Origin of the sequence: Pusillimonas sp. SM2304, from assembly GCF_031628915.1 — a bacterium.
Classification (GTDB): domain Bacteria; phylum Pseudomonadota; class Gammaproteobacteria; order Burkholderiales; family Burkholderiaceae_B; genus Pusillimonas_C.
Genome location: NZ_JAVLUJ010000001.1, coordinates 1,268,135 through 1,284,922 on the forward strand (window position 1 = coordinate 1,268,135; position 16,788 = coordinate 1,284,922).

The following is a 16,788-nucleotide window of genomic DNA, read 5'->3' on the forward strand; positions in this document are numbered from 1 at the left end:
TGGCTTTTTGCTTGCCTACATAGTTGAACCATATATGACAGCCCTGCATACGCTTTCCGCAACGGATTTGCTCGACTTGATCCGCAGCAAACAACTTTCTCCCGTCGACCTTGTGCGAGCCAGCCTGGATCGCGCCGAACGCCTTCAGGACGACTTGAACTGTTTCATTACCTTGTGCGGCGAGCAGGCGCTGGATCGGGCGCGAGAGGTCGAGCAGGCCATCATGCAGCGCAAGTCCCTGGGCCGCCTGCATGGCATTCCCTATACCGTCAAGGATCTTGTGAATACGGCAGGGGTTCGCACAACATTCGGCACCTTGCTCTACCAAGATAACGTCCCCACAGAGGACGCCCCCTGTGTCGCCCGCTTGAATGCCGAGGGGGCGATTTTGATCGGTAAAACGACCACGCCGGAGTTCGGGTCCCAGCCGTTCACCCGTTCACCGCTATTCGGACAGACGCGCAATGCGTGGAGCGCGGAGCGGACCAGCGGGGGCTCCAGCGGCGGCGCCGCCGTGGCGACGGCTGCCGGGATTACGCCGCTGGCGATTGCCACGGATGGGGGCGGCTCGACCCGTATTCCCGCTGCCTGCAATGGCGTTGTGGGCATTAAGCAGAGCAATGGAGTCATTCCGCACAGTCAAGCCCAGGATCTGTTCGGCAATCAAACTTATGTGACGCCAATGACGCGAACCGTGGCGGATACCGGATTGATGCTGCAGGTGATGAGTGGCGACTATGCGCTTGATCCTTGGTCTATCGGCTTGAAGCGCGGGGACTATTGCCAAGCCGCGCGCTATCAGGGGGATTTGCGCGGGAAACGCATTCGCTATTGCTATGCGCCGCAGGGGCGGGCTGTGTCGGCCGAGGTAAGGCAATACTTTGACTTGGCGCTTCAGCGGCTGGTGGAATTGGGTGCTGCGCTTGAACCCTTCGAGGCCCAGGATTTCATCGTCGAGCCCATTTGGCGGACCATCAATCATACTGTTTGGCGGACACGATTCTTGCCGCTGGTCGAGCGGCATGGGGATACATTCAGTCCGACCTTCCGGCAGCAGATTCTGTCAGCAGGGACGTTCAGCGCGGGCGACTATCAAGAGGCAATGTTCGCCCGTACAACGCTGTTCAAGCGCATACAGGCTTTGTTCGACGCCGCCGACTTGTTTGTCACGCCCACGATTACCCGCACGGCATTGCCATTGGACATGGATCTGTTTGATCCCATCGACATCGATGGCGAGCAATATGATGGGATACGCACGCACTGGTACCCGTGGACCATGGTGTTCAATATGACCGGGCATCCCGCCGTGACGCTGCCTTGCGGGCTGGCCTCGGACGGACTGCCCGTCGGCATTCAATTCGTGACACGTTATGGCGCCGATGAAGATCTGCTAAGGTTTGCGTCCGCATTTGAAAACGTGATGGGGCAGGCGCCCCAACCCGTATTATGAAGACGGAAGGCAGCGGGCGGATGCCGCTGCCGGTATGGGTCTTGACGGCGTTCAGTCCATCGCGATGCCGCTGCGCTCTACGATAGGACGCCAGAATTCGAGTTCGTCATGCGCCCGTTGCGCCATGCTGGCGCCTTGGGCGGGAGCCATGACCAGACCCTTGGCAGCGAGTTGTTTGCGCAGTTCGGGCGCTTCGGATGCTTTCAGGAAGGCCTCTTCAAGCGCGGCAACGGCGTCGTCCGGTGTTTGGGCCGGCACGACGATGCCGTAAAAACTGGTTGCCGCCTTGAATTCGGGAAAGCCCTGTTCCGCCAGTGTCTTGACATCGGGCAGGGCATCAAGCCGTTGGGTGCCGCTGACACCCAGGAATTTGACCCGGCCACCTTCGTATAGAGGCATCATGCTGGCGACGGCATCCCAGCCGATAGAAACCACGCCGCTGGCGACATCGATCAGCATAGGCGATGCACCCCGGTAAGCAACCGGTTCGATATTGAGTTTCTGGCTTTCGTTAAGGGCCAGTATGCCCAAATGCCCCGAACTGCCGAGCGTTGCAACCCCCAGATTGGCTCCCGCCGAATCCTGCTTCGCCCATTCGACGTATTCACCCATGCTGTTGAAAGGCTGCGATGCGCCCGTGACGATGGCGGTCGGGATATCGACCAGTGTGGCGACGGCGCGCAAGTCTTGCTGCGCATCGTAACCGGGTGCTTTGTACGTCAGGGGGAAAATGGTCAATAGCGGCGAGGGGACCAGATACAGGGTGCCGCCATCCGGCTTTGCGTCCTTGACATAGTTGAGTCCAATCCGGCCCGAAGCACCGGCCCGGTTCTCCACGACAATGTTTGCAACGCCATCCTTGCGCAACTGTTCTGCATAGATGCGCGCCGTTGTATCGGCTGCGCCGCCCGGCGCATAGCCCACCACAAGGGTGAGCGTTGCAGGCAAGGCGGCCTTTTTATCGGCCGCATGCGCGTTGGCCATGGCAAAGCAGGCAAGGCTCAGCAAGAGGCCGCTACGGAGCGTTGAGGTCATCGACATGGACTATCCTTATTGAAGGTGGATGGCATAGCCAGTCATTATAGTGATGGGATGCGCTGCGGCGATGCACGAACTTGTCGTCCGGCCGCACAAGCGTTCTGCGCGCCGCTCAGCGAGCGGCGCCGAACCGGGCAAGCAGTTCGCGCGCCCGGGTAACGATGGGGGCGTCGATGAAGGCGCCTTCGAAGGTGAATGCGCCGATGCCGTCTTGCGCTGCCTGCTCTGCGGCATCTATCAGGCGCCTGGCCCGGGCAAGCTCGGTTTCCGAGGGTGAGAAGCCTTCATTCAGGACCGCCACCACGCTGGGGTGTATGCAGCTTGCCCCGTCGAACCCGAAAGTCCTGGCCTCTTTGACGGCGGCTTTCAGGACATCAAGGTCTTGATAGTCGGCGACGGTGCGCAGCAAGCCGAATGAATACCGCCCGGCGGCTTTTGCCGCCATATGGATCATCAGCTTGGGCAAGCGCAGCACCTCTGGCGTGGGCTCGGCGCCCATCGAGGTCGCCAGGTCTTCGCCGCCCGCGCTCAAGGCAAAGACCCTGGGGCCGCCCGCAATGGACTGTGCCGCCAGGACGCTTCCCGCGTCTTCAAGCAAAGGGACGAAGACCATAGGGGGGCGGGCCAGCGACGATTCGATGGGGGCCAAGGCCGCATCCAGAGTATGCAGGAGGCCGGCCGACGAAACCTTGGGTACGTACAAGCCGAAGGCGCCGGCCCGGCAAGCTGCCTGGGCATCGGCCAGTAAAAGTTCCGGGTCATTGTTGACCCGGACGAAGACCTTGGCGCCGCCTTGCCCGACACGGGCCACGACGTCGGCCAGTGCTTCGCGCGCGCTGACTTTTTCTTTGGGCGCCACCGCATCTTCCAGGTCCACAATAATGGCATCCGCGCCACGCAGGTGGGCTTTGGCGATGAAGCGTTCGGCGCTGCCCGGCACATACAGAAGCGAGCGAATCATGGTTTCTCCTTGTTGAGTATGGCCTGGACCTGTTCAGAAGGGACGCCGGCGGCTTTCAGGACCTCTTCCGTATGCTGCCCGAGCGCGGGCGCCGCCCTGTTCCAGACGCCGGGTGTTTGCGACAGCCGGGGCACGATATTGTGCATGGGTACGGAGCCGTATTCCTCATCTTCGACGTCCAGGAAAACGCCGCGTTCGCGGAAGTGAGGATCGACGACCGCATCGGCAATGTTGTAGACCGGCCCCACGGTGGCGCCCGCGTCCCGCATGATGCGCAGCGCCTCATCGCGCGGATGGCGCGCAAACCAGGCGCCTACGGCCTCGTCCACCAGCGGGCGATGCTTCACTCGGTCGGTATTGGTCGCGAAGCGCGGGTCGTCGATCATATCGGGGCGGCCTATGATCTGGAAGATGCGCTGGGCGACGGTCTGGGTGGAGCCCGAAAGCGCGACATACTTGCCGTCGGAGCAGGCATAGACGTTGCGGGGCGAAGATGTGTTCGATGCGCTGCCGACACGCTCCTTGATGGCGCCGGTAAACTGGTAAATGGCTGCTTCCGGGCCAAGCACCGAGAATATCGGCTCTAGCAGAGAAAGGTCGATGACTTGTCCTTGCGCCTGGCCGCGTTCGCGCGCCAGCAAGGCCATGCTGACCGCCGATGAACCATATACGCCCGCGATCATGTCGGCCAGCGCCAGGGGGGGAAGGATCGGCTCGCGATCGGGAAAGCCTGTTCTTGCGGCAAAGCCGCTCATGGCCTCGACCAATGTGCCGAAGCCAGGCAGTTTTGCATAGGGGCCGGTTTGCCCAAAGCCCGAGATGCGCACCACGATCAGGCCCGGATTCCGTTCGAGCAGAGTGTCGGGCGCAAGCCCCATTTTTTCCAGGGTGCCGGGCCGATAGTTCTCGATCAGGACATCCGCCTGGTCGATCAGGGTCTTCAGCGCCAGCATATCGCTTTCGCGGCGAAGATTCAGCGCCACCGAACGCTTGTTGCGCCCGTAGGTTTTCCAGTGCAGCGGCTTGCCATCGTCGCGCCAGTCGCGCAGCGGGTCGCCGGTCGGCGGCTCGATCTTGATGACGTCCGCGCCAAAATCACCCAATTGCAAGGACAGCATATTGCCGGCAACAAGCCTTGATAAATCGATGACGCGGTATCCCGAAAGAGGGCCCCGGGTGCCAGGGTCGAACTTGACGGCGGGTGCTGCGGGAGTCTTGGACGGTTTCATGCTCATTCTCATCCTATCTGGGGCACTGAATCGCCGCGGAAAAGTGTTGCGGCTTCAGGCGGTATGCGCACGTACGCTTGCTTGTCCGTCATTTCATGATTGGTCTGGATGCGATATTGGCCGCCGGGCCCCTTGACTTCATACTGATAGATCGAGCCCAGATAGGCGCCGCCGACCAGGTCGACCCGCAGAATGTTCTGGCCGGGCTCGTTGACGACTTCTATGCGTTCGGGCCGGATCGCGATCACGACGTCGCCCGCCAGCTCGCCCTTGCCAGCGCCGGCGCGCAGCACACTGCCGTCATCCAGCTGCACATTGGCCCAGGGGCCATTGTGTTCGATCAGTTTACCCTTCAGGAAGTTCGACGAGCCGATGAAGTCAGCCACGAATGCGTCCGCGGGTGTTTCGTAGATTTCTTTGGGCGTGCCCAACTGGCGGATGCGCCCTTCCGACATCACCGCTATCCGGTCGGACACGGCCAGCGCCTCGGCCTGGTCATGGGTGACGTATACCGTTGTGACCTGAAGCCGTTCCTGTAGCTCGCGCAGCCAGATACGCGCGCGTTCCCTGAGTTTGGCGTCCAGGTTCGACAGGGGCTCGTCCAGCAGCAGCAAGCCCGGCCGGTAGACCAGGGCGCGTGCCAGGGCGACGCGCTGCTGCTGCCCGCCCGACAGTTCGAAAGGATAGCGGTCCGCGAACGCCGCCATTTCGACGAGCGCCAGCGCTTCTTTGATGCGCTTTTCGCGTTCGGTCTTATTGACCTTGCGCAGTTTCAGCGGAAAAGCCAGGTTCTCCCCCACCGACATGTGCGGCCATAGCGCGTAGCTTTGGAACACCAGGCCGATATTGCGATGCTCCGGCTCGATCGACGTGCCGTTTTCGCCATTGAACAGCACCGTGTCGCCGATGCGGATGGTGCCGGAGGTGGCCTGGTTCAGGCCGGCGATGGAAAACAGCGTCGTGGATTTTCCGCAACCCGACGGGCCCAGCAGCGTCAGGAACTCGCCTGAAGGCACGGAGAGCGAAATATTGTCCACGGCGGTCACGTTGCCGTAGGCAATGGTCAATTGTTCAAGAATCAGATCAGCCATAGATTTTGACCCCTAAGAGGCGGCGGGCAATGAAGACGAACAGCGCGGTAATGATGACCTGTACGGCGGCCAATGCCGAAACCGGGCCATTGTCGCCTTGGGCGTAGAGGGCCAGCATGGTGGTTCCGATGATTTCCGAGCCGGATTGGTACAGGAATACCGCAGTGACGTACTCTTTGAAGAAGTGAATGAAAAGCAGGGCGAAAGTGGAAAACAGCGCAGGCCGCAGCAAGGGCAGCACGATGTGGCGCATCGTCGACCACCAGTCGGCGCCCGAGATGCGCGCGGCGCGGTCCAGCTCGGACCCGATCTGCGACAGCGCCGGCGCGATCGTGCCGAAACCAATCGGTATGTAGCGCAGGACGAAGGCCGCGACAAGAATCCAGATCGTGCCCCGCAGGATATCCAGGCCGGGTATCCAGACGACGGCGTAGAAAAACCCCAGGCCCGCGATAATGCCGGGCAGCGACCGTGGAAACAGTGCCACGTATTCCAGCGCGCGGCTGAAGCGAAAGCCTGAGCGCCGCGCGACAAAAGCGATCATGATGACCACGATGGTACCGATGATGCCGCCGACCACCGAGATGACGACCGAGTTCCAGATGGAGCGCACATAGCTGGCCTGGCTGAAGATCAGTTCGAAATTATGGGTGGTGAGCAGTTCCCAGAAAGGCACCAGCGGTGTCAGGAAAGTCACGCTGGCGCGCATCAGGATGCCTGCGAATACGGTGATCACCGAGAAGAACAGATAAGCGAAAACCAGGATGAAAGCCGGCCACCGCCATGCGCCCAGGTCGACGATGGACGGACGCGAGGCCTTGCCGCGCACGGTGACGAAGCGGTCGCTGTCCCGCATCAGGCGGCCCTGCAGCCAGACCAGGAAGCCCACCACCATCAGCAGCATGATGGCGGCAGCGCCCACGATGCCATAGTCGGACTGCACTGCGGCATTGATGCCTTTGTCGTACAGAAAGGTCGTGACGGTATCCAGGCCGACGGGGCCGCCGAACACCAGCGGAATGGCAAGCATCTCGACGCCGATCACGAAGTTGAGCACGGCCGAATAAATAATGGCCGGACGCATCATGGGCACGGTCACGCTTAGCAAGGCTCGCATCGGGCTGGCGCCGGCCGAACGCGCGGCCGCCTCAAGCTGGGCGTCGGCCTTGGTGACCGAACCTATGCACATCAGGTAGGTCAGCGGCGCCTGGCTCAGGCCGGCGACCAGGCCCATGCCTGTCAGAGTGTACAGATTCCAGGGCTCCAGGCCGGTCCAGGCCCGCACGCCCAGCGTGATATAGCCCGACGGGCCGTACATCGTGAACCAGCCAAAAGCAATCACCAGGTTGCTGACGAACAGCGGCCAGATCAGCATCTCGCCCATCCAGCTGCGGCCCGGCAGATTGGTCCGGCCGATCACCACCGCCATGACCGCGCCGAAAACCTGGGCCACCGCCATGGTCAAGATGGAAAAGTAAAGGGTGTTCAGGGCGATTTCGCCCATGCCCGCCTCAGTGAACAGGCGGACGAAATTGGTGGCGGTGAGCGCCGCGTCGCTGACATACAGGGGCTTGTCAAGAAACGCCTGGATGACGATGGGCGCCAGTGGCCCGATGACCATGACGGCGGTCAGAATGGCCACCGTCCAGAAAATGATGGGGGAACGGCTGGCTTTCGGCTGCACGGATGAATCCGCTGTCGACAGGGTCCCGGATGACGTTTGAATCATGATGATTTATCGCTGTGAAACAGCCGGCGGTGCCGCCGGCTGCGGGTTACGACAGATTCAGACTTATTTTCCCGACATGGCGGCAGTCCACTTCTTAGCGAAGGCGGCCGCCTCGTCGATCAGGGCCTTGTCGAAACCCACGACAATGACGTTGTCCTTGCCGACGAGTTCGGAGATGGCCTGGTAGGTGTAGCGTACTTCGTCTTCCTTGACTTCTTCGCGGTAAGGCGTCAGGCCGCCTTTTCCGATCAGGGTCTGGCCCTCGACGCTGAGCAGATAGTCCAGCATCAGCTTGGCCGAGTTGGGATTGGCGCTGTCTTTGGCGATGCCCAGGCCGCGCATCATGACCGGCGTGCCGTCATCGGGAAACGCGAAACCCAGGATCTTGCCGCCGGGCTGTTCGAGCCTGGGAAAGATCGTGATGCCCGACACGCCAATGCCCACCAGATACTCGCCAGCGGCGATTTTCTCGTTCATGGGGCCGCCCGATGTTTCGCCGCGTATCATGGGGCCGATCTCGCGCAGCGCGGCCCAGCCCGGCTCGCCCTTGACCTGCAGCGTTTGCCACCATGAGGCTAGCCCGAATGAATTCCGCGCCGCATCGTAAGTGGTGATGCGGCCCTTGAATTTCGACGGCTCGGCCTTGGCCATGTCCACCAGAGACTGGAATCCGGTGGGGCGCTTGCCTTCGGGGAGCAGGGCTGCGTTATAGGTAATGACCAGGGGGTCCGTAGACATCACATTGACGCCGGGGTATGGCTTGGCGAAGTCGGGCAGCTTGCCGGATTCAGGACTTTCATAAGGCAGCATGGTGCCTTCCTGGCCATAACGCGCCCAGCGGTCGTTGGCGCCCGACACGAGGATGTCGGCGGTGCGCGAACCGCTGCCGGCTTCGGCTTCCCAGCGCGAGTGCACCGTACCCGAGCCCAGGTCCAGGGTTTCAACCTTGATCCAGGGGTAATGCTTGTTGAATCCTTGAATGACGGGCTGCCAGTTGTTGTCCGCCATGTTGGAATAGATGACCAGACCGTTTTCGCTGCGCGAGGCGTCGGCCAATTCGGAATAATTGGCCGGATAATAATCGGGGACGTTACTGGTTTGCGCCAGGACATGGGCGGCGGGTAGCGCGGCGGCGCCAAGCGCCAGAACTGCAAGGGTGTTTCTTATGTTCATGGGGTCTCCTCCGAGAGCGGATTCAAGATGTGGAAATAAGGCGGTTGAGTGTTTCGCTTACCCGCCGGGCGGCTTCGACGGCCCCTGCAATGAGCTCATCGAGATGGTTGGTGAAACGTTCGCGGGGGCCCGAAATATTGATGGCCGCGATAAAACGTCCGTTCGAACCGATAATGGGCGCCGAGACACCGGCGGCCCCTTCTACGCGGCCTTGAAGGTTCACGGCATATCCGTTGCGCCGGGCGGTGTCTACAAGTGAGCGGATCTGTTCAATGTCGTCGCCGGACGCCCGCGCTATCTGCGCTATATACGCCTCGAGTTCGGGCTCGCTCATGCCCGCCAGCAGCATCAGGCCGCTGGCCACGTGATGGGGTATGCGCAGTTTGCTGATATCGCGGTCATAGCGAATTTCGCGTGGCGGCAATAACTTGTTCAGGTAGCGCAAGTGCAGATCGGGCGTCAGCACCGCCACAAAACCGGTTTCCTTCACTGCATCGACGGTCTCGCGCAGAATAGGTTCGCTCATCCTGACCAGGGTGCCCCACGCTGTGTTGTGCGGCGAGGGTTCGCCGGGAAGCCGTACAAGCTGGTAGCGGTTGTCGGCCAGCCGGGCGACATAGGCGTTGTCGACCAGCGAGCGCAGCAGAAGCAGGGCGCTGCTTTTAGGCCAGCCCAGGTGTTGCACCACCTGAGCCAGTGTGACGGGTTCCGCTTGGGCGGACAGCCACTCGATGAGTTGCAGGACCCGCTCGTAACCGCGATTGCCCGAAGTATCTTTGATCATATCCATTTTTACGTCGTTCAATATATTGAACGTGTTTAATAAGATGAACTCAAAGCAGTCTAGTCATGCGTTATGCAATGGGCAATTAGGGTTTGTACCGCTGCGGCGTGCGCAGGCGTCCCGCGCTTGCGGTCAACAGGATTCACCGCAAGAGGATGAAAACAACAAGCGGGGCGCCTATGATCAGGCGCCCCGCTTCAAAGTTGGGTGTTGCGTTTTTTCCGTTGGGCATTGGGGGGCTGTGCCCCCCTGGGTCAGCCCAGCGCGGCCTGGTAGCGGCGCGCCACCTCGGGCCAGTTGACGACATTGTAGAAAGCGGCAATGTAGTCGGGACGGCGGTTCTGGTATTTCAGGTAATAGGCGTGCTCCCAGACGTCCAGGCCCAGAATCGGTGTGTTGCCAGTCATGAGCGGGCTGTCCTGGTTGCCGGTGCTTTCAACCACCAGTTTCTTTTGCGGCGTCACGCTCAGCCAGGCCCAGCCGCTGCCGAAACGCGTCAGCGCAGCCTTGGTGAACGCTTCTTTGAACTGATCCAGGCCGCCCAGTTCGGCGTCGATCGCCGCAGCCAGGTCGCCTTCGGGTTTTCCGCCGCCACTGGGCGACATGACCAGCCAGAACAGGCTGTGGTTGGCATGGCCGCCGCCATTGTTGCGCACGGCGCCGCGTACCGACTCGGGCAGCTTGTCGATGCCGGCCACCAATTCTTCGACAGGGGGGAAATCAAGTCCTGCGCCTTCCAGGGCGGCATTCACATTATTAATGTAAGTCTGGTGGTGCTTGGTGTAGTGGATCTCCATGGTCTGGGCGTCGATGTGCGGCTCCAGCGCGTCATAAGCGTAGGGCAGGGGGGGCAATGTATAGGACACGGATGACTCCTTTTGAAGGCTCGTAATGAGCGGATAAGGGAATGAAGCAGACGCGGACGGGAGCCGGGGACCGGGGTGGAAGACGCTGTCGGCATCAATGCGCGCCTGGTCCGGATCTTGGGCCCGCAGCCCCTTGGGCGAGCAAGGCGCGTGCCTGCGCATGCCCCGGATGGCGGTTGGCGAAGCGCGTCAGCTCGGCATAAGTACGCTGGCTGTGACGCCATGCCGCCATGCGCCAGGAGGCGTCCAGCGCCGGGTCATCCATCGCCTGGCAAAGCTGCTGGTGCACTGCGCATAGCTGTGCGCCTTGCTCTGCATGCCGGTTCATGTACTCGCAGGCATCGGCAAGATTGTGGTGGGCGATGACCAGCGCCGCCACGCCGGCATCGGCGTCGGCCGCGATGCCGAACAGTTCTCCCGCGATGGCGCGCGCAAGACGGTAGTGATGCGCCGCCTTGATGTAGTCCGCTGCGTCAAAGGCATGATTGCCTTGCGTGATGGCCGACCGCCATCGCGTGAGATCCGCAGCCGCAGCAATCGGAGGGCGAATCCCGCGATGTGTAATGGCTTGCATGGCACGCTCCGGTAAGGGGTTTGAGCTGTCTTTATCTGTATATTAAATAATAATGATTTAGATTCAGTATACCAAAGCCGATAGAGCGGCGGCAGTGCGTTTGAGCGCGGCAAACCATGCGCCGGCCAAAGATGCCGGCCAAAGAAAAAGGGCCAGTCTTTAAGACATGGCCCTGTTTCGCGGTAAACCCGCTTGAATTCTGGTGCCGGTTAGAAGAGTCGAACTCCTGACCTTCGCATTACAAGTGCGCTGCTCTACCAACTGAGCTAAACCGGCGGACTCGGTATTCTACTAAAAAATTTAATGATACGCTTGAGTCCTTCATTACAACACGTCAAGGTGCTTAGCCATGCAGCTACCCGTAAATCGTTTCAAGCGCGCCATTCAGGCGGGCCAGCATCAGTTGGGCCTGTGGGTGTCGTTGACCAGCCCCTATAGCGCCGAGGTCGTCGCCGGTTCCGGCTTCGACTGGCTGCTGATCGACACCGAGCACGCGCCCAATGAGGTGTCGTCGGTGCTGGGGCAGTTGCAGGCGGCGGCGCCTTATCCGGTGTCGTGCCTGGTCCGGCCAAGCTGGAACGATCCTGTGCAGCAAAAGCGCTATCTGGATATCGGCGCCCAGACCTTGTTGATTCCTTATGTGCAAACCGCCGAAGAAGCTGCCCTGGCCGTGGCGGGTACGCGCTATGCGCCGGCCGGCATACGGGGCGCGGGCGGTACGATGCGCGCCAGCGGGTTTGGCCGGATGACGGGCTATACGCAGTCTTGCCAGGACGAACTGTGTTTGCTGGTGCAGGTCGAAACGGTGGAAGGCTTGAACAACCTGGAGAAGATCGCCTCGGTCGACGGCGTGGACGGGGTGTTCATCGGCCCCGCCGATCTGGCGGCGAGCATGGGCTTTCCGGGCCAACTGACGCATCCGCAGGTGCAAAGCGCCATCGAAGACGCCATCAGGCGCGTCAAGGCCTGCGGCAAGGCGCCGGGCATTCTGACTTTCGACGAGGCGCTGGCACGGCGCTATATGGAAGTGGGCACCCTGTTTACCGCGGTTGGGATGGATGTGGCCATACTGGCCCGCGAAACCGAAAAGCTGGCGGCCCGCTTCCGGGCTACTTGATCACGGTCAGCTTGGGCGGCTTCGGCGAAGAGGCGGTATCGGAACTGGCTTCGCCCGTGTCCGGTACCGCTTTGGGCGCCGCGGCGGCGGTGGCGTCGCCGCCGCCGGGGTAGGGTTGCGACTCGACCACGTCAAAACCCATGCCGGCCCCTGTTTCACGGGCGTAAATGGCCGAGACCGCCGCAACGGGCACGAATATCTGTTCGGTGACGCCGCCAAAACGGGTCTGGAACTCGATATAGTCGTTGCCCAGGGTCAGGCGGTTGGTGGCCATGGTGCCGATGTTCAGGGTGATCTGGCCATCGTGGATATGCGCCGGCGGCACCACCGTATTGGCGTCGACCGTGACGACGATATGGGGTGTGTATCCGTTGTCGGTGCACCACTCGTGCAGGGCGCGTATCAGGTAGGGCTTGGTCGAAGACTCTTGCATGGTGCTTAGCGACGCATGACCTTTTCGGACGGGGTCAGTGCTTCGATGTAGGCCGGACGCGAGAAAATGCGTTCGGCGTATTTCTGGATGGGGGCCGCATTCTTGGGCAGTTCGATGCCGTAGTGGTCAAGACGCCACAGCAAGGGGGCCACGGCCACGTCCAGCATCGAGAACTCTTCGCCCAGCATGAACTTGTTTTTTAACAGCAAGGGAGCCAGTTGCGCAAGGCGGTCGCGGATGTTCTGGCGCGCAAAGTCTTGCGCCTTGGTATCGGTGGAGCTGCGGTCTTCAAGCGCCGACACGTGTACGAACAGTTCTTTTTCGAAGTTGTACAGGAACAGGCGGGTGCGCGCGCGCATGACGGGGTCGGCCGGCATGAGCTGAGGATGCGGGAAGCGCTCGTCGATGTATTCGTTGATGATGTTGGACTCGTACAGCACCAAGTCGCGCTCGACCAGAATGGGTACTTGGCCGTAAGGATTCATGACCGCAATGTCTTCGGGCTTGTTGTACAAGTCGATATCGCGGATCTCAAAATCCATGCCTTTTTCAAACAACACAAAGCGGCAGCGTTGGGAGAACGGGCAAGTCGTTCCAGAATAGAGCACCATCATGTCGCGGATTCCAATCGTAGAAATAAAAACAAGAGCGCGCACAAAAAAGTGCGGCTCCGAAAAAGCAGAGGCGTATGACACTACGCCTCTGTAGCCGGTAGCCTGGAGGCAGCGCCGGGCGCTGCAGCTACCGGGCTGGCGTCATTTTACTTGACGTCCTTCCAATATACCGAATTCAGGCGCCAGGCGACGAGCAGGAAGAAGGCCAGGAACAGCAGAATCCACACACCCATCTGTTTGCGCTGAAGCTGCATTGGTTCGGCCATCCAGCCCAGGAAGTTGCTCAGGTCGGCAACGTGGTTGTCGAAGACGGCCGCCATTTTGGGGTCGGGCGACGAGAGAATGGCCCTGTTGACGGGGTTGCCGCTGTAATCCTGAAGCACATCGGTCTTGATTTCAGAGAAACCCTGGTCGTCGTACTTGGCGGTAATGCGTTCCCATTGCGTGGCGCCGTCTTTTTCGGCTTCGTGAATGGTCACGTGCTCGAGCGCGCGCGGACCCTGGAGTTCCCACAGCACGTTGGGCATGCCCACGCTGGGGAAGACCAGGTTGTTCCAGCCGGTTGTCTTGGATGTGTCGCGGTAGAACGTGCGCAGGAAGGTATAGACGTAATCGACGCCTGAAGGGCCCATGGTGGTCGACTTGGCGCGTGCAATGACGGACAGGTCGGGCGGCGCGGCGCCGAACCACTTCTTGGCGTCTTGCGGCGTCATGGCGATGTGCATCAGGTCGCCGACTTTTTCGCCGGTGAACAGCAGGTTCTTCTTGATCTGCTCGTCGGTCAGGCCGATTTCAGCGAGCTTGTTATAGCGCATGGCGTTGGCGCTATGACAGCCCAGACAGTAGTTGACGAACAGTTTGGCGCCGTTCTGCAACGAAGCCATGTCGTTGATACGGTCGGGCGCGGAGTCAAGCTTGTAACCACCGTCGGCAGCGAACGTAATCGCGCAGGTCAGTGATAAAGCAATGGTGCCTAGCAGCTTTTTAATCATGATCATTCCGTAACGTATTGGTGGCCTTAATGAGCGTGAAACGTGACGCGGTCGGGGACTTGCTTGAAAGTACCCAGACGGCTCCAGATGGGCATCAGCAGGAAGAAGCCCAGATAGATCAGCGTTCCGATCTGGCTCATGAGGTTGAAGGTCGGATTGGGCGCTTGCGTGCCCAGATAGCCCAACACCAGGAAGTTGATGATGAAGATAGCGTACAGATACTTGTGCCAGGTGGGACGGTAGCGTATGGACTTGACCGGCGAGTGGTCGAGCCAGGGCAGGAAGAACAGGATCACGACCGCGCCGCCCATGGCCACCACGCCCCAGAACTTGGCGTCGATCGTGCGCAGCAGCACGGCGACCAGGATCAGGACGACAGGGACGGCGATGCGCCAGAGGCCTTTCAGATTGCCCTTGAAGAACAGGGCGATGGCGGCGATCAGGGAGCCGGCGGCCAGGACCCAGGTGAAGTCGGAGGTAATGGCGCGCAGCATGGAATAGAACGGCGTGAAATACCAGACCGGGGCAATGTGCGGCGGCGTCTTCAGGGGATCGGCCGGAATGAAGTTGTTGTACTCAAGGAAGTACCCGCCCATTTCCGGCGCGAAGAAGATGATGGCGGCAAAGACGATCAGGAAACCCGCCACGCCGACGATGTCGTGCACCGAGTAATACGGGTGGAAGGGAATGCCGTCCAGGGGGCGGCCGTAGCGGTCTTTGGGGCCTTGCTTGATTTCGACGCCGTCGGGGTTGTTCGAGCCCACTTCATGCAGCGCAATGATGTGCGCAACGACCAGGCCGATCAGCACCAGCGGAATGGCGATGACGTGGAACGCGAAGAAGCGGTTCAGCGTGGCATCGGACACGACGTAGTCGCCGCGGATCCAGATGGCCAGTTCGGGGCCGATGAACGGAATGGCCGAGAACAGGTTCACGATGACCTGGGCGCCCCAGTACGACATTTGGCCCCAGGGCAGCAGATAGCCCATGAAGGCTTCGCCCATCAGGCACAGGAAAATGGCAACGCCGAAGATCCAGACCAGTTCGCGCGGCTTGCGGTACGAGCCGTAGAACAGGCCGCGCAGCATGTGCAGGTAGACGACCACGAAGAACATGGACGCGCCGGTGGAGTGCATGTAGCGGATCAGCCAGCCCCATGGCACTTCGCGCATGATGTACTCGACCGACTCGAATGCCAGCTTGGCGTCGGGCTTGTAGTTCATGACCAGGAAAATACCGGTCACGATCTGGATGACCAGCACCAGCAAGGCCAGCGAGCCAAAGAAGTACCAAAAATTGAAATTTTTGGGCGCATAGTATTCCGACATATGCTCTTTGAACAGGGTAGATAGCGGGAAGCGCCTATCTATCCATCCCAAAAGTCCTGTCGTATCGACGGTTTTCTCGCCAGCCATGAAACGGCTCCTTTTTTCTATCTTACGAGGCGTATTACGGGTTCAGTTCGCGGGCGCGCGGGCCCGCCGCGGCATCAAGCCTTGTTGTCTTCGTCCACGCCGATGGTGATGTGCGAACCATCGGCTGAGTACGAATACGGAGGCACTTCGAGGTTGTCGGGTGCGGGCTTGTTGCTGTACACGCGCCCGGCCAGATCGAAGTAAGACCCGTGGCAAGGACAAAAGAAACCGCCGGCCCAGTCGGAAGGCAGGCCGGGCTGCGGGCCGGGCGTAAAGGCCGGCGATGGCGAGCAGCCCAGATGGGTGCAGATGCCAACGCAGACGAAGAGCTCGGGCTTGCGTGAACGATACTCGTTTTTGGCGTATTCGGGCGTATAGCCGGGCCGGTCGGAGTTGGGGTCGGCCAGTTCGCCGTCGTGCGCCTTCAGGCCGGCCAGTTGTGCGTCGGTACGGTGCATGATCCATACCGGCTTGCCGCGCCACTCGACCGTGAGCATCTGGCCGGGAGCGATATTAGAGACATCGACTTCGACCGGGGCACCCGCTGCGCGCGCTTTTTCCGATGGCGCAAAGGAGCTGACGAAGGGAACCGCCGTGGCGACGCCTGCGGCGCCGCCGACGGCACAGGCAGAAGCTACCCAGAAACGGCGCGATGGGTCGGGCGGAAGGTTGGGATCAACCGCGCCGGAATCATCGAGCTGTGTCGTAATCTGACTCATTCTAGTATCCTTAATTCATGCCCGCGCGGGGCATACCATTTACTGTTTTTGGCTGTGTACTATCTTATCAACCGCGTATTATAGCGTTAGCCCGCTATCGGGTGTAACGTGAAAGGAAGAGGATATGAGCAAAGCACGGGGTTTTCTTCAGGAATTCCAAGAGTTCGCGGTCAAGGGCAATATGATCGATCTGGCTGTCGGCGTCATTATCGGCGCGGCATTCGGCAAGATCATCGACTCTTTGGTCAAAGACATCATCATGCCCATCATCTCGTTCATATTGGGCGGCGAAGTCGATTTCACCAACAAGTTCTGGGTCTTGCGCGCACCCGAAGGCTATGTGGGCCCCGAAACCTACGATGCGCTGAGCAAGGCCGGCGCGGTGCTGTTGTCGTGGGGCAACTTCATCACCATTCTCATCAACTTCATCCTGCTGGCCTTCGTGGTCTTTTGCCTGGTCAAGGCCGTCAATTCCGCGCGTGAGCGTGTCTTCCGGCAACAGCAAGTAGAAGAAGCCGCGGCGCCTCCGCCCCCGGCGGAAGATGTCGCGTTGCTGCGCGAAATCCGCGACCTGCTGAAAAAGTAGGGTCGCCGGGCGCG

The 16,788-nt window shown here is 60.5% G+C and carries 17 protein-coding genes and 1 tRNA gene; 3 read left to right on the forward strand and 15 right to left on the reverse strand.

Annotated elements, in window-relative coordinates:
• The first annotated feature begins 34 nt into the window (after positions 1-34).
• Positions 35-1,453 (forward strand): amidase, encoded by a 1,419-nt coding sequence (locus RE432_RS05760; RefSeq protein WP_310932303.1) that lies wholly within the window; start codon positions 35-37, stop codon positions 1,451-1,453.
• A 51-nt stretch (positions 1,454-1,504) separates the two neighbouring features.
• Here the strand turns inward: RE432_RS05760 and RE432_RS05765 are convergent, their stop codons facing one another.
• The 10 genes from RE432_RS05765 to RE432_RS05810 all read right to left on the reverse strand — a co-directional run bounded on the left by RE432_RS05765 (position 1,505) and on the right by RE432_RS05810 (position 11,174).
• Complete coding sequence (locus tag RE432_RS05765; protein ID WP_310932304.1) at positions 1,505-2,494, reverse strand: tripartite tricarboxylate transporter substrate binding protein; 990 nt, start codon at positions 2,492-2,494, stop codon at positions 1,505-1,507.
• Between the two features lie 109 nt (positions 2,495-2,603).
• On the reverse strand, positions 2,604-3,452 hold the full coding sequence (locus RE432_RS05770; RefSeq protein WP_310932305.1) for a CoA ester lyase: 849 nt from the start codon (positions 3,450-3,452) through the stop codon (positions 2,604-2,606).
• On the reverse strand, positions 3,449-4,681 hold the full coding sequence (locus RE432_RS05775) for a CoA transferase (protein WP_310932306.1): 1,233 nt from the start codon (positions 4,679-4,681) through the stop codon (positions 3,449-3,451). Before RE432_RS05775 ends, RE432_RS05770 begins: the two co-directional genes overlap by 4 nt.
• A gap of 8 nt (positions 4,682-4,689) precedes the next feature.
• On the reverse strand, positions 4,690-5,772 hold the full coding sequence (locus RE432_RS05780) for an ABC transporter ATP-binding protein (RefSeq protein ID WP_310932307.1): 1,083 nt from the start codon (positions 5,770-5,772) through the stop codon (positions 4,690-4,692).
• Entirely contained in the window at positions 5,765-7,501 is a 1,737-nt protein-coding gene (locus RE432_RS05785; protein ID WP_310932308.1) for an iron ABC transporter permease, read from the reverse strand. The genes RE432_RS05780 and RE432_RS05785 overlap by 8 nt, the downstream gene beginning before the upstream one ends.
• 63 nt (positions 7,502-7,564) lie before the next feature.
• On the reverse strand, positions 7,565-8,674 hold the full coding sequence (locus tag RE432_RS05790) for an extracellular solute-binding protein (RefSeq protein WP_310932309.1): 1,110 nt from the start codon (positions 8,672-8,674) through the stop codon (positions 7,565-7,567).
• Positions 8,675-8,696: 22 nt separating this feature from the next.
• Complete coding sequence (locus RE432_RS05795) at positions 8,697-9,458, reverse strand: IclR family transcriptional regulator C-terminal domain-containing protein (RefSeq protein WP_310932311.1); 762 nt, start codon at positions 9,456-9,458, stop codon at positions 8,697-8,699.
• 254 nt (positions 9,459-9,712) lie between these two features.
• Positions 9,713-10,324: a superoxide dismutase gene (locus RE432_RS05800; protein WP_310932312.1), complete on the reverse strand. Its 612-nt coding sequence runs from the start codon at positions 10,322-10,324 to the stop codon at positions 9,713-9,715.
• Between the two features lie 94 nt (positions 10,325-10,418).
• Positions 10,419-10,898, reverse strand: a complete 480-nt coding sequence (locus tag RE432_RS05805; RefSeq protein WP_310932313.1) for a hypothetical protein — start codon at positions 10,896-10,898, stop codon at positions 10,419-10,421.
• Positions 10,899-11,098: 200 nt separating this feature from the next.
• A tRNA-Thr gene (locus RE432_RS05810) sits at positions 11,099-11,174 on the reverse strand.
• A 73-nt stretch (positions 11,175-11,247) separates the two neighbouring features.
• Here RE432_RS05810 and RE432_RS05815 point away from each other — a divergent pair.
• Positions 11,248-12,015, forward strand: coding sequence for an aldolase/citrate lyase family protein (locus tag RE432_RS05815; RefSeq protein WP_310932314.1), 768 nt, complete (start codon positions 11,248-11,250; stop codon positions 12,013-12,015).
• On the opposite strand, the gene RE432_RS05820 is transcribed toward RE432_RS05815, so the two are convergent.
• The 5 genes from RE432_RS05820 to petA all read right to left on the reverse strand — a co-directional run bounded on the left by RE432_RS05820 (position 12,008) and on the right by petA (position 16,188).
• Positions 12,008-12,448, reverse strand: a complete 441-nt coding sequence (locus RE432_RS05820; protein ID WP_310932316.1) for a ClpXP protease specificity-enhancing factor — start codon at positions 12,446-12,448, stop codon at positions 12,008-12,010. The genes RE432_RS05815 and RE432_RS05820 overlap by 8 nt on opposite strands.
• Before the next feature lie 5 nt (positions 12,449-12,453).
• Positions 12,454-13,062 carry a glutathione S-transferase N-terminal domain-containing protein gene (locus RE432_RS05825; protein ID WP_310932317.1) on the reverse strand — a complete coding sequence of 203 codons (609 nt, stop codon included), beginning with the start codon at positions 13,060-13,062 and terminating at the stop codon, positions 12,454-12,456.
• Between the two features lie 146 nt (positions 13,063-13,208).
• Entirely contained in the window at positions 13,209-14,060 is an 852-nt protein-coding gene (locus tag RE432_RS05830) for a cytochrome c1 (RefSeq protein WP_310932319.1), read from the reverse strand.
• A gap of 20 nt (positions 14,061-14,080) precedes the next feature.
• Complete coding sequence (locus tag RE432_RS05835; RefSeq protein ID WP_310932320.1) at positions 14,081-15,469, reverse strand: cytochrome bc complex cytochrome b subunit; 1,389 nt, start codon at positions 15,467-15,469, stop codon at positions 14,081-14,083.
• A 74-nt stretch (positions 15,470-15,543) separates the two neighbouring features.
• Entirely contained in the window at positions 15,544-16,188 is a 645-nt protein-coding gene (gene petA, locus RE432_RS05840) for a ubiquinol-cytochrome c reductase iron-sulfur subunit (RefSeq protein ID WP_310932321.1), read from the reverse strand.
• A 124-nt stretch (positions 16,189-16,312) separates the two neighbouring features.
• Here petA and mscL point away from each other — a divergent pair, with 124 nt between their 5' ends.
• Entirely contained in the window at positions 16,313-16,774 is a 462-nt protein-coding gene (mscL, locus tag RE432_RS05845) for a large conductance mechanosensitive channel protein MscL (RefSeq protein WP_310932323.1), read from the forward strand.
• Positions 16,775-16,788 lie beyond the last annotated feature (14 nt).